Source organism: Pseudoalteromonas sp. PAB 2.2 (assembly GCF_001938575.1).
GTDB classification, from domain to species: Bacteria; Pseudomonadota; Gammaproteobacteria; order Enterobacterales; family Alteromonadaceae; genus Pseudoalteromonas; species Pseudoalteromonas lipolytica.
The window spans coordinates 1-12052 of record NZ_LYPI01000026.1 but is presented as its reverse complement, the minus strand read 5'-3'; the positions used below and the strand labels follow the sequence as shown (position 1 = coordinate 12052).

11 protein-coding genes are annotated in these 12052 nt (G+C 42.1%); 9 read left to right on the top strand and 2 right to left on the bottom strand.

The features are described 5' to 3' along the window. Nucleotides 1–173 precede the first annotated feature (173 nt). The 6 genes from lpdA (at nucleotide 174) to BWD47_RS19185 (ending at nucleotide 8301) form a co-directional block, all read left to right on the top strand. Complete coding sequence (lpdA, locus tag BWD47_RS19210) at nucleotides 174–1598, top strand: dihydrolipoyl dehydrogenase (protein ID WP_036965933.1); 1425 nt, start codon at nucleotides 174–176, stop codon at nucleotides 1596–1598. Between the two features lie 286 nt (nucleotides 1599–1884). Further along, nucleotides 1885–2574, top strand: coding sequence for a tRNA-uridine aminocarboxypropyltransferase (locus BWD47_RS19205; RefSeq protein WP_065979648.1), 690 nt, complete (start codon nucleotides 1885–1887; stop codon nucleotides 2572–2574). A 971-nt stretch (nucleotides 2575–3545) separates the two neighbouring features. Continuing rightward, entirely contained in the window at nucleotides 3546–4550 is a 1005-nt protein-coding gene (locus BWD47_RS19200; protein WP_036965938.1) for a Fe(3+) ABC transporter substrate-binding protein, read from the top strand. 112 nt (nucleotides 4551–4662) lie between these two features. Beyond that, nucleotides 4663–6297 (top strand): iron ABC transporter permease, encoded by a 1635-nt coding sequence (locus BWD47_RS19195; protein WP_065979649.1) that lies wholly within the window; start codon nucleotides 4663–4665, stop codon nucleotides 6295–6297. Next, the gene (locus tag BWD47_RS19190) at nucleotides 6294–7337 is read left to right on the top strand and encodes an ABC transporter ATP-binding protein (protein ID WP_065979650.1); all 1044 of its coding nucleotides are present in this window, start codon (nucleotides 6294–6296) and stop codon (nucleotides 7335–7337) included. The genes BWD47_RS19195 and BWD47_RS19190 overlap by 4 nt, the downstream gene beginning before the upstream one ends. Nucleotides 7338–7401: 64 nt before the next feature. Continuing rightward, a complete protein-coding gene (locus BWD47_RS19185) occupies nucleotides 7402–8301 on the top strand; it encodes a Dyp-type peroxidase (protein WP_075594496.1) in 900 nt (299 codons plus the stop codon). 2 nt (nucleotides 8302–8303) lie between these two features. Here BWD47_RS19185 and argR read toward each other — a convergent pair whose 3' ends face one another. Beyond that, on the bottom strand, nucleotides 8304–8771 hold the full coding sequence (argR, locus tag BWD47_RS19180) for a transcriptional regulator ArgR (protein ID WP_036965948.1): 468 nt from the start codon (nucleotides 8769–8771) through the stop codon (nucleotides 8304–8306). 226 nt (nucleotides 8772–8997) lie between these two features. Between argR and mdh the strand changes: the two genes are divergently transcribed. Beyond that, the gene (gene mdh / locus BWD47_RS19175) at nucleotides 8998–9933 is read left to right on the top strand and encodes a malate dehydrogenase (protein ID WP_036965950.1); all 936 of its coding nucleotides are present in this window, start codon (nucleotides 8998–9000) and stop codon (nucleotides 9931–9933) included. Between the two features lie 98 nt (nucleotides 9934–10031). Here mdh and ispB read toward each other — a convergent pair whose 3' ends face one another. Then, nucleotides 10032–11003 (bottom strand): octaprenyl diphosphate synthase, encoded by a 972-nt coding sequence (gene ispB / locus BWD47_RS19170; protein ID WP_036965954.1) that lies wholly within the window; start codon nucleotides 11001–11003, stop codon nucleotides 10032–10034. A 410-nt stretch (nucleotides 11004–11413) separates the two neighbouring features. Here ispB and rplU point away from each other — a divergent pair, with 410 nt between their 5' ends. Both rplU and rpmA read left to right on the top strand, forming a co-directional pair. Next, nucleotides 11414–11725: a 50S ribosomal protein L21 gene (rplU, locus tag BWD47_RS19165; protein ID WP_036965957.1), complete on the top strand. Its 312-nt coding sequence runs from the start codon at nucleotides 11414–11416 to the stop codon at nucleotides 11723–11725. A gap of 16 nt (nucleotides 11726–11741) precedes the next feature. Then, a complete protein-coding gene (gene rpmA / locus BWD47_RS19160; RefSeq protein WP_036965960.1) occupies nucleotides 11742–11999 on the top strand; it encodes a 50S ribosomal protein L27 in 258 nt (85 codons plus the stop codon). The last annotated feature ends 53 nt before the right edge of the window (nucleotides 12000–12052 follow it).

The following is a 12052-nucleotide window of genomic DNA, read 5'->3' as shown; positions in this document are numbered from 1 at the left end:
AAGAATCAAATCCCAGCAAGGTGTTTTTTGCTGGGATTTTTACCATTGGCAATGATACAATCTTTGCCATAGAACAATCTTTGTATAGATATCTGCTCTCACTTTCTGCCTTGCAGAAACATGGCAGTTTAACTTAGGGGCAGTGTTCCCGTTCAAACATTTAAGGTAATAGCATGAGCAACGAATTAAAAACTCAAGTTGTTGTACTAGGCGGTGGTCCTGGTGGTTATTCTGCAGCTTTCCGTGCTGCTGACTTGGGCTTAGAAGTCACATTGGTAGAGTCTCGCAACACATTAGGCGGTGTATGTCTAAACGTGGGTTGTATTCCTTCAAAAGCACTTTTACACGTAGCTAAAGTGATTGATGACGCAGCAGAAATGTCATCTCATGGCGTTACTTTTGGTAAGCCTGAAATTGACCTAGACAAAATCCGTGATTGGAAAGAGTCTGTAATCGGTCAATTAACTGGCGGCCTAGACGGCATGGCTAAAATGCGTAAAGTGAAAGTGGTTTATGGTTACGGTAAATTCACTGGTAGCAACACCCTGGCTGTTGAAGGTGAAGAAGGTACAACAACAATCACATTCGACAATGCTATTATTGCTGCAGGTTCACAACCAGTAAATCTACCTTTCATCCCTGAAGATGACCGTGTAATTGATTCGACTGGTGCGCTTGAGCTTAAAGACGTTCCTGAGAAACTACTTGTACTAGGTGGTGGTATCATCGGTCTTGAAATGGGTACGGTGTACCGTGCACTGGGTTCTGAAATCGACGTTGTTGAGTTTGCTGATCAATTAGTACCCGCTGCTGATAAAGACGTTATCAAGATTTACCAAAAATACGTTAAGAACAAGTTTAACGTAATGCTATCTACTAAAGTAACTGGCGTTGAAGCAAAAGACGACGGTTTATATGTAACATTTGAAGGTAAAAACGCACCTGCTGAGCCTGTACGTTACGACAAAGTACTTGTTGCTGTTGGCCGTACTCCAAACGGTAAACTACTTGATGCAGATAAAGCGGGCGTTAACGTTGATGAGCGTGGTTTCATTAATGTTGATAAGCAACTTAAAACAAACGTTGATCACATCTTCGCTATCGGTGATATCGTTGGTCAACCAATGCTTGCGCACAAAGCGGTTCATGAAGCACACGTTGCGGCAGAAGTTATCTCTGGTCAGAAGCACTACTTCGATCCTAAGTGTATCCCTTCAATCGCTTACACAGATCCAGAAATTGCATGGGTTGGTGTAACTGAAAAAGAAGCGAAAGAGCAAGGTTTAAGCATCGAAACAGCTGTATTCCCATGGGCTGCGTCTGGTCGTGCAATCGCTTCAGCACGTACTGAAGGTCAAACTAAGCTTATCTTCGATAAAGACTCTGGTCGTGTTATCGGTGGTGCTATGGTTGGTATCAATGCTGGTGAGATGCTAGGCGAAATCGGCTTAGCAGTTGAAATGGGCGCAGACGGTGAAGACCTTGCGTTAACTATTCACGCTCACCCAACGCTAAACGAATCAATCGGTCTAGCTGCTGAAATCTTCGAAGGTTCAATTACTGACCTTCCAAACAAAAAAGCAGTTAAAAAGAAGTAAGTTCTTTTGACTAATCGTTTTAAAAACCCAGCTCCGGCTGGGTTTTTTGTTATTTATAGGGATTAGACGTTAGAGATTAGAAGTTAGAGATTAGAAGTTAGAAGTTTGATCTGACCCCGATAAAGTAGAAGTTAGATTACACACATAAAAAATGTGGGGTTATTTTTTTCTAACCACTAACCACTAACCACTAACCACTAACCACTAACCACTAACCACTCGCATTGATTTCTATTCCTGCTATTTTTAGCTACAATACGCGCCGTTCAATTTTCTGGTAAACACAGTGGCTACTATCTCAAATAACTCCGTCTTGGTACTTCGTGCTAAACAATTGGGCGAATCTCGCCGAGAATTTAAAGCCCGAGGAGCAAAACTCACACGCTGCGAACGGTGCTTATTAGCAGAACACTACTGCATTTGTGAAGGTGTTCAACAGGCTGAATGTGAAGCCGCTGTATGCCTATTGATGTATCATAACGAGAGTTTTAAACCCTCTAATACAGGGCGCTTAATTGCCGAAATCATTCCCGATAACCACGCATTTAAATGGGATCGAACAAACCCTGATGCCGCGCTTCTAAGTTTATTGGCCGATCCTCAGTATCAGCCGATGGTTATTTTTCCTGCCAGTGATGTTGAGGACGAAAACCGTGTGATTACCGAGGTGATACCTGAACAAGGCAAGCGTCCGCTTTTTATCTTTTTAGATGGCACTTGGCGTGAAGCTAAAAAGATGATCCGTAAAAGTCCCTACTTAGATCACTTACCCGTGCTGTCTATCACGCCTGAAAAGTTGTCTGATTATCGTTTACGTGTCGCTCCCCATGAACACCAGCTAGGAACGGCTGAAGTTGCTATTATGGTTTTGGCACTTGCCGGTGAAGAAGAAGCAACCAACAGGCTAGAAGAGCACTTTATTAACTTTAGAGATGCCTATTTGCTTGGTAAAAGAAACAAAGGTCGCCCAGAGTAATTCTTGTATCAATTTGATTTATTGAGCGCTCTATTTTGAGGCAATAAAAGTTGAGGCAATAAAAGTCAGAGGTAAAAAAGCGCGTTGGTAACAAGGTATCAGTTTTGTGATTAGGTTTTATTAAATGAGAAACTTTTAACGTTGTTTACGTCAGCTTTTAATCCTTTAAAATGATTGAGTATTATTGCGGGTAGGTAGTATGCAAAAGAAAAGCGCGAACTATCTCTAGTCGCGCTTGCGGAATCTTCTTAATTTTCTGCATCCTGCAATTGAATCTAATCAACTCCATAAACTTTGCAAATCCATGCCATTACACTGTACTTAGTTGTTCTGTGTAATAAAGACTCTCCGGGTCTATATCCTGTCCATTCCTTTACATCCGTGCTGGTAAATACTTTACCTTTCCATTACGCATCATCGTGATGCTATCCCTTTATTAGCAATTCCCTTGCGTTGTCCTTACGACCTGTCCTTTATTCCACTTTTTGAACTCCTGTATAACAACACCCTGTTGTTATTCCATTTCACATCATCCTGATGCTGTCCATAAGCTGTCATTCCCTTGCGTTACTCTTCCTGAGCCTGTCCTAATATCCTTACTATCCTAATGAACCTTATCCGAGGTTTGATATGAGTAATGCTTCCCTATCCATCTACTCATAAAGCTTCATGCTTAGCTGATAAGTTAATTATAGAGAAATTGCCAAGCGCGAGTAGGTCAAAATCGTGCTTAAAATAGCGGTCATTTTATTGTCATTTTAATTAAATTGTTTATTTTCAGTTTGTTATGGGTTTTTATGTGGTTTTTGCTGTCTGCTTTTACTCAATAGCTGCCATGTAGGTAAGATATCTCTCACAAGTAACTTCCTAAATGGCAGCTAACATGATTGTTTTATGACTATTAACAGGTGCACTTTGCCTTAAGTGTAGGTAAAATATTTTGAGAATTGTTTTTATTTAGGTGTTAAATAATGAAAAAAACAGCGTTAGTCTTATTCACGGCTTTACTAAGCACACCTGCACTTTCAGCGGATGTCGTTAATATATATTCATTCCGACAACCTTTTTTAATTCAACCAATTTTAGATGATTTCACTCAGCAAACGGGCATAAAAACCAATGTTGTTTTTGCTAAAAAGGGCCTGATTGAACGCGTAAAGCGCGAAGGTAAGCATAGCAAGGCTGATCTCGTTTTGACGTCAAATTTTAGTGCGCTTGTACAGTTAGAAGAGCTTGGTTTAACGCAATCAATTAACAGTGATATTGTTAATGCAAATGTCCCCAGTACTTTTCGTGATGAACAAGGGCAGTGGATTGCACTTACTAAACGAGTGCGCAATGTCTACTCAGCAAAAGAGCGAGTTGGCGCGTTACCCACACTGAGTTATGAAGACTTAGCCGATCCAAAATATAAAGGTAAATTATGTACGCGCCCTGGTAAGCACCCTTATAACTTAGGCCTAGTAGCGTCTATGGTGGCGCATCACGGTGAAGTAAAAACAAAAGAATGGCTTGAAGGCGTAAAATCAAATTTAGCTCGTAAACCACAAGGTAACGACCGTGCACAAGTTAAAGCGGTAAAAGAAGGGCTGTGTGATATTGCCTTAGGTAATAGTTATTACTTTGGTAAAATGTTGCAGGATGAGCAGCAAAAGTCATGGGCTGAAGCGGTGCATATTAACTTCCCTAATCAAACAAACCGAGGCTCACATATTAATGTATCGGGGGTGGTGATGACGAAATATGCCAAAAACCCTGAAAATGCCTTGAAACTGATTGAGTATATGACCGACAATAAAGCGCAAAATATGTATGCCTCAGTCAATATGGAGTACCCAGTAAAACAAGGGGTTGCTTTATCTGATATGGTGGCATCATGGGGCAAATTTAAAGAAGATACTTTGTCGCTTGATGAAATTAGCAAATATCGCCCTGTGGCACTTAAGCTAATTGATGAAGTGAAGTTTGATTTATAACGCACAAAGCGTTATTCCAGCTTAAAAATTTGAAAAAGCTGTTTAAGCGGCATTGCTTAAACAGCTTTTGTTTTATATCGCCCTGTTATTAATGAAGGAATAACAGCCTCGTATGCATGTGAAGTTTTCGTTGTCTCGCTGGCAGTTAATAGCTTGGTTTATCGGGTTATTGCTTGTAACACCTCTTGGCTTTTTATTAGTGGAGTCTCTGCAAGGAGGCTCTGATGTGTTTCAGCACTTGTTTGATACTGTGTTGTGGGATTACACCCGCAATACTCTATTCTTGATTGCTGGAGTCGGGCTTTTAAGTTGCCTCATCGCGCTGCCATTAGCGTGGTTGACTGCGTATTGTGAGTTTCCGGGGCGAAAGCAATTTGAGTGGGCGCTCATGCTGCCACTTGCCATGCCGACCTACTTAATTGCTTATGTTTACACGGACTTACTCGATTATGCAGGTCCCGTACAAATTGCGCTACGTGATTGGTTTGGTTGGCAATCGCCGGATGACTATTGGTTTTTCGATATTCGTACCTTAACAGGAGCAATTGTGATGATTGCCCTTGTGTTGTATCCCTACCTGTATTTAATTTTCAAAACAGCACTGAGAGAGCAATCATTTAAACTTGTGCAAGCCAGCCAGTTAATGGGGTTGTCCCCTTTGCAAAGCTTCTTACGAGTAAGCTTGCCACTTGGCCGCGGCGCTATTGTGGCGGGTATTACCTTAATTAGCATGGAGGCGATGGCTGACTTTGCAACAGTGAATTATTTTGCTGTGAGTACATTGACGACCGCCGTTTACGATACCTGGTTGGGGTATTACTCTCTCACTGCGGCTGCAAAAATTTCTGGCATTATGCTGCTCATTTTATTCTTAACCCTGATGCTTGAGCGCTACAGCCGAAGAAACCAAGCCGTGTATGAGCGCCAATCAAGTGTTAATAGTGCGACGTTATACAGCTTAAAAGGCAGCGCAGCCTGGGGGGCAACAATAGCCTGTGGCCTTACTTTGCTGCTGGCGTTTTTATTACCCGTGGCAGTGCTTGTGAAGTACGCTATTGTGTATGCGGAAGATGCGTGGAATGGTGCATTTTTTAATTATGCATGGCAAAGCCTCAAGGTTGCTGTCGTCGTGAGCCTGGCGACTATTATACTGAGCTTATGTGTGCTGTTTTATCAACGCATAAGTAAAGACCGTTACCCCCTTATTCCTGGACGTCTAGCGAGTACAGGGTACGCACTACCAGGCACGGTGCTTGCTATCGCCGTTTTACTGCCTTTAACGCAGCTTGATGACTTGCTGAATGCATGGTTAGAGCCGCACGGTTTTTCGTTAGGTCTAGTATTAAGTGGTACTCTATTTGCGATGGTTTTTGCTTATATAGTGCGTTTCTATGCAATTGCGCATGGGGCGCTTGAAAGTAGTTTCTTACGTATCAGCCCCTCACTCGATATGGCAAGTCAATCAATGGGCAAAGGGCCTTTTACAACCCTGTATAAAGTTCATTTACCCTTGCTAAAACGCGGTATATTAACCGCAGGATTATTAGTATTTATTGAATGTATGAAAGAGCTACCCGCCGCATTGCTCTTGCGTCCATTTAACTTTGAAACTTTGGCCACGCATGTTTTTCAGTATGTCAGTGATGAACAATTAGAGTTAGCGTCTATTTCGGCCTTGTTTATTGTTTTAGTAGGACTAATTCCTTTGTATTTCGTTAATCGTTCGATGGAGCACAATCACTCATGAGTCATTTGATAATTAAAGACTTAGCCTACCAATATAATGGCACTAAGGTATTGAGTGAGCTTACTCTAAATGTGAAGCAAGACGAAATAGTCTGTTTATTAGGCGCCAGTGGGTGTGGTAAAACCACCACGTTAAAAGCAATTGCAGGTATTTTACAGCCATCGCAAGGATACATGAGTATCGACTCACAAGTGGTCAATGACAATCATCACTTTATTGCGCCAGAAAAACGAAATATCGGCATGATGTTTCAAGATTACGCTTTGTTTCCGCATCTAACAGTAAGCGATAACATTGCCTTTGGTTTGAGCAATATGAGTAAAGCACAAAAACGTGAGCGCGTGAGTGAAATGCTCAGGTTGGTTAAACTAGATGGCTGTGCAAAACGATACCCACATCAACTCTCCGGTGGGCAGCAACAACGTGTCGCAATAGCGAGAGCTTTGGCATATAAACCCAGTTTATTACTACTTGATGAGCCATTTTCGAACATTGATACCCAAGTGCGTTTTGAACTAATTGCTGATATTCGTCGGATTATAAAAGACCAACAAGTTTCCGCTGTTTTTGTGACGCACTCAAAAGAAGAAGCGTTTGCCTTTGCTGATACGCTTGCGGTGATGCACGGTGGAAAAATAGCGCAACAAGGCACTCCCGAGCAGTTATTTAGCCAACCTAACTCAAAGGAGGTTGCAGAGTTTCTTGGTACGGGCATATACTTAACGGCAAAAGTCTTAACGCCAACTGAATATGAAACGACGTATGGTGTCATACATTCGCTAACCGAAAGCAAGCATCAAGGTCAACACGGTGTGGTGTATGTACGACCTCATCATATTAAGTTATGTGAGGCAGAGCACGGCGATGTAAGTAGTCAAGCCATACTCAACAGACGTTTTATCGGTACGCGTTATGTGTATAAGGTACGTATTGCTGGGCAGGAGCTAGAAGTTGCTGCCGAAAATGATCGTGTACTAGCGGTCGAGCAACCAGTAAAAATAAAAATAATGCCACATACGGTCAATTTTTTCGAAGATTAAACAGAACGTTATAATCCTGAATTCCTTGTCTGTATGTTTGATAACGAGTAGCTAAGGATTCATTATGGCGCAAGCGCAATCTGGGATTTGTGCTGAAGCAAACTTACACGGTTTGCACCTGTTTTTTAATGTTTATGATGGTCACGATGAGTCATTACGCAAAAAACTTAAACGCGTAAGCGTCATTCAAGACGAGTTTGCAGACCAATTCTCTGAAGCCATGTTGTCATGTGTGGTTGCGCTTGGTGCGCAGTACTGGCCGCATATACTGCCAGAGTTTATTCCAAGCCAATTACAAAGCTTTCCAAATGTGACGCACAGTGAGCACGTCATGAGTGCGCAGCCATTCGATTTGTTTGTGCAAATTCGCTCTGATCGTGAAGATGTAAATCACCTTTTTGCTCTACAAATCATTAAATTATTTACACCTGATGTTGAGCTGGTGGAACAAGTTCGTAACTTTCGCTTTTTAGATGGCCGTGATTTTAATGGCTTTATTTATGCGGGAGACACTCCGCATGGGCGACAAAAGCGAAGCGCCGCACTGATTGATAAGCCGGGTCATTTTGAAGATCAGGGAAGTTATATTCATGTGCAGCGTTTTGTGCATGACCTAAGCGTGTGGCAACATTTGTCGTTATCTGAGCAAGAGCAAATCATGGGGCGTACACGTCTTGATAACACGTTAATAATGCCAGCTGTTGAAACGAGTCATGCAGTACGAAGTGAATTAAAAGATGAAAAGGGTCAGCCTCTCATACTCAATCAAAGCATGCCGTTTGGTGACGTTCATAAACAGGGCATTTTAATGGTGTCGTGTGCAGCGCAAGGTGATGCGTTTGAACAGGTACTCAAAAGCCGATTAGGGCTGGGCGAATGTTATGACCATTGGCTCGATTTTACACAAGCCGACATGGGGTCTGCATTTTTCGCCCCGTCAGTAAACTTTTTGAAGCAGCTTTAACGTTAAACTGTATCGAATAATGTTCTAACACGGTCTAGCGTGACATCGATTTCAGAAATTTTTGCAGGGGCGATAAAAATAGTGTCGTCGCCTGCAATTGTACCCAGTACACCGTCTGCCTTACCTAATGAATCCAGTAATCGGGCAATCAGCTGTGCAGCCCCTGGGCTGGTACGAATAATAATCATCATTTCGTTGTGCATGATGTCGATAACAAGCTGACGAAGAGGGCTCTTTGCAGTTGGCACACCCATTTCGGCAGGTAAACAATACACCATCTCTTGTTTTGCATTGCGTGTGCGTACAGCGCCAAATTTACTCAACATGCGTGAGACTTTACTTTGGCTAATATTATCAAAGCCTTGGTCTTTTAATGCTTCGACAATCTCACCTTGTGAGCCAAAGTTTTCTTCTTTTAATAACGATTTAAACGCTTTGATCAGTGCTTCTTGTTTGTCTTGTGGTTGCATGTTGTCGTTTCTTTTATTCATCAAATATGAAGTAATTCTACACAATTCTGCATAGTTATGCAGTATTTGTTTGCATTTGTCGTCCAAATACCGTCACGTTACAGCTAAGTTTACAACTATGGTCGAAATTATACGCGAAATAAGCAGGATAAATTTGTTTTTAGTCGCTAATTTCATTATCTTTAGGGCCACAAATATTTCCTACCTCAAATTACGGAGAATTCCAATGAAAGTTGCTGTTTTAGGCGCAGCTGGCGGTATCGGCCAAGCATTGTCTTTATTATTAAAAACAAGTTTACCTGCAGGTTCTGAATTATCGTTATACGATGTTGCCCCTGTTGTTCCTGGTGTAGCGGTTGATCTTTCTCACATCCCAACTGACGTTAAAGTTGAAGGCTTTGGTGCAGACAGCTTGGACGCTGCATTAGTAGGTTGTGATATCGTTCTTATTCCAGCGGGTATGCCACGTAAGCCGGGCATGGACCGTGCGGACCTTTTCAACGTAAACGCAGGTATCATCAAAACATTAGCTGAAGGCATCGTTAAAAACTGTCCTAAAGCGTTAGTAGGTATCATCACTAACCCAGTAAATGGCACTGTGCCAATCGTTGCTGAAGTATTCAAAAAAGCGGGTACTTACGATGCTAACCGTGTATTCGGTATTACGACTCTTGACGTGATCCGTTCTGAAGCGTTTGTAGCTGAGCTTAAAGGCTTAAGCGCAACTGACGTTAAAGTCCCTGTTATTGGTGGTCACTCTGGTACAACAATTCTGCCACTTCTTTCACAAGTTGAAGGCGTTACTTTCACTGATGAAGAAGTTGCAGCACTTACTCCACGTATCCAAAATGCAGGTACTGAAGTTGTTAACGCTAAAGCTGGTGGCGGTTCAGCAACACTTTCAATGGGTGCCGCAGCGGCTCGTTTTTGTATGTCTTTAGTGAAAGGCTTACAAGGTGAAGACGTGGTAGATTACGCATACGTTGCTGTTGAAAATGGTGATGCTGCTTACTTCGCACACCCAGTACGTTTAGGTAAGAACGGTGTTGAAGAAATTCTTTCTTACGGTGAGTTAAGTGCATTCGAAGAGCAAGCTAAGAACGACATGCTAGCGACACTTAACAAAGACATCCAAGAAGGTGTTGATTTCATCAACGGTTAATCTCGATTGATGCTAAGCGCTTCACATGCATGTTGAAGCGCTTAAAACAAAAAAGCCTGCAATTGCAGGCTTTTTTAATGGCTCGAATAAAGTATCGCTTAGTGATCGCGGGCGACCGCAATCCGCGCTAAGCTTTCTAACGCTTGTTTGTATGGCGTGTCGGGTAAAAAAGCAATGCATGCAATGGCTTTATCAGCTTCTTGCTCTGCTTTTTGCATTGTAAACTCAAGGGCTTTGGTATCAGCGAGCGTCGCTAGAATGCTGTCTAAGTGATCCATACCATTGCCTAGTTCAATGGCTTCACGAACTAGTTTTACTTGCGCTGGTGTGCCTTTTTGTATCGCGTAAATAAGCGGTAAAGTAGGTTTACCTTCAGCTAAGTCATCACCAATGTTTTTGCCAAGTTGCTGTGCATCGGCATTGTAATCAAGTACATCATCTACTAGTTGAAAAGCAGTTCCTAAATGCATGCCGTATAGGTTTAATGCGTCGAGGACTTTTTCGTCTTGCTCGGTAATGATAGCGGCAAGACCCGTTGCGGCTTCGAAAAGCTTGGCGGTTTTGCTGTAAATAACCTGCATATAGCTTTGTTCGGTGGTGTTAGGGTCATTACAGTTCATAAGCTGCAACACTTCACCTTCAGCAATGACATTGGTCGCATCAGCTAAAATTTGCATGATCGGCATTTTGCCAAGCCCAACCATAAGCTGGAATGAGCGAGTGTAAATAAAATCACCCACGAGCACACTGGCTGCATTGCCAAACTCTGCGTTTGCGGTAGGTGTACCTCGACGCAAATTAGACTCATCAACCACGTCATCATGCAGCAAAGTTGCTGTGTGAATAAACTCAATGATGGTTGCTAGGGTAATGTGATCTTTACCCTCATAGCCTAAAGCTTTAGCTGCTAAAATAGCCAACATGGGGCGAACACGCTTGCCACCACTGTTAACTATGTATAAACCAAGTTGATTAACCAACGCGACATCTGAGCGCATTTGGGCATGTATAAGTTGATTGACGTCATCCATTTCATTTTCGATTAACGCCTGGATAGCTTTTATATCCATTGATCTCCGAGCCAATTTTTATGGGTATACGAGGCTGATTGTACATCAAAAATTGCGCTTGCTCGATATTTTGTGATGATTCAATAAAAAAACACGTTAAAGTTTCTGTTTTCGGCTCAATTATAGCGACTTAATTTTATCTACTTGTTTAATAAGTGAACATTCTAGACTGATTTATTAGCTATATTTGCCTCGGTCATTTAATTGTCACAAGATCGCAAAAACCGCTTGGCAAGCGGTGTTTTTAGGATAAAATAAGGGAAAATATTGAATTGCCCTTAATGCAGCTATTTTTTATTCATTTTATCTAAAAAGAGGCTTGCTAGTTTTTGCGCATTAGCGTAAACTTCGCGCCCTATTGAAGAATATTTTAGTTGCGTCGATTTGAGGGCGCACAGACGGAGTTAATTATGTACGCGGTTTTCCAAAGTGGTGGTAAACAGCACCGTGTGACTGAAGGTCAAACAATTCGTCTTGAGAAATTAGACGTTGAAACTGGTGCAGCAGTTGAATTTGATTCAGTACTTTTAGTTGCTGATGGTGAGAAAATCGAGATCGGTGTACCGTTCGTAAACGGTGGTAAAGTGACAGCTGAGGTTGTTTCACACGGTCGCGGTGAGAAAGTGAAGATTGTTAAATTTAGACGTCGTAAGCATTCTCGTAAGCAAATGGGCCATCGTCAATGGTTCACTGAAGTTAAAATCACTGGCATTAGCGCTTAATTAGAGGTACTTAGAAATGGCACATAAAAAAGCAGCTGGTAGTACTCGTAACGGTCGCGATTCAGAAAGCAAACGCCTAGGTGTTAAGCGTTTTGGTGGCGAATCAGTTCTAGCGGGTAGCATCATTGTTCGTCAACGTGGTACTAAGTTCCACGCTGGTGCAAACGTAGGTATCGGTAAAGACCACACTATCTTCGCAAAAGCAGATGGTAAAGTTCAATTCGAACAGAAAGGTCCTTTAAACCGTAAATACGTAAATATCGTAGCTGAGTAATCATCTCGATATTTGAAAAACCCCGCCTTTGCGGGGTTTTTTGTTTTAAGGCA

What these genes read in the sequence shown, in the direction of transcription:
- lpdA (WP_036965933.1), top strand. Translation starts at nt 174, where the DNA reads ATGAGCAACGAATTAAAAACTCAAGTTGTTGTACTAGGCGGTGGTCCT.
- BWD47_RS19200 (WP_036965938.1), top strand. Translation starts at nt 3,546, where the DNA reads ATGAAAAAAACAGCGTTAGTCTTATTCACGGCTTTACTAAGCACACCT.
- BWD47_RS19195 (WP_065979649.1), top strand. Translation starts at nt 4,663, where the DNA reads ATGCATGTGAAGTTTTCGTTGTCTCGCTGGCAGTTAATAGCTTGGTTT.
- BWD47_RS19190 (WP_065979650.1), top strand. Translation starts at nt 6,294, where the DNA reads ATGAGTCATTTGATAATTAAAGACTTAGCCTACCAATATAATGGCACT.
- BWD47_RS19185 (WP_075594496.1), top strand. Translation starts at nt 7,402, where the DNA reads ATGGCGCAAGCGCAATCTGGGATTTGTGCTGAAGCAAACTTACACGGT.
- argR (WP_036965948.1), bottom strand. Translation starts at nt 8,771, where the DNA reads ATGCAACCACAAGACAAACAAGAAGCACTGATCAAAGCGTTTAAATCG.
- mdh (WP_036965950.1), top strand. Translation starts at nt 8,998, where the DNA reads ATGAAAGTTGCTGTTTTAGGCGCAGCTGGCGGTATCGGCCAAGCATTG.
- ispB (WP_036965954.1), bottom strand. Translation starts at nt 11,003, where the DNA reads ATGGATATAAAAGCTATCCAGGCGTTAATCGAAAATGAAATGGATGAC.
- rplU (WP_036965957.1), top strand. Translation starts at nt 11,414, where the DNA reads ATGTACGCGGTTTTCCAAAGTGGTGGTAAACAGCACCGTGTGACTGAA.
- rpmA (WP_036965960.1), top strand. Translation starts at nt 11,742, where the DNA reads ATGGCACATAAAAAAGCAGCTGGTAGTACTCGTAACGGTCGCGATTCA.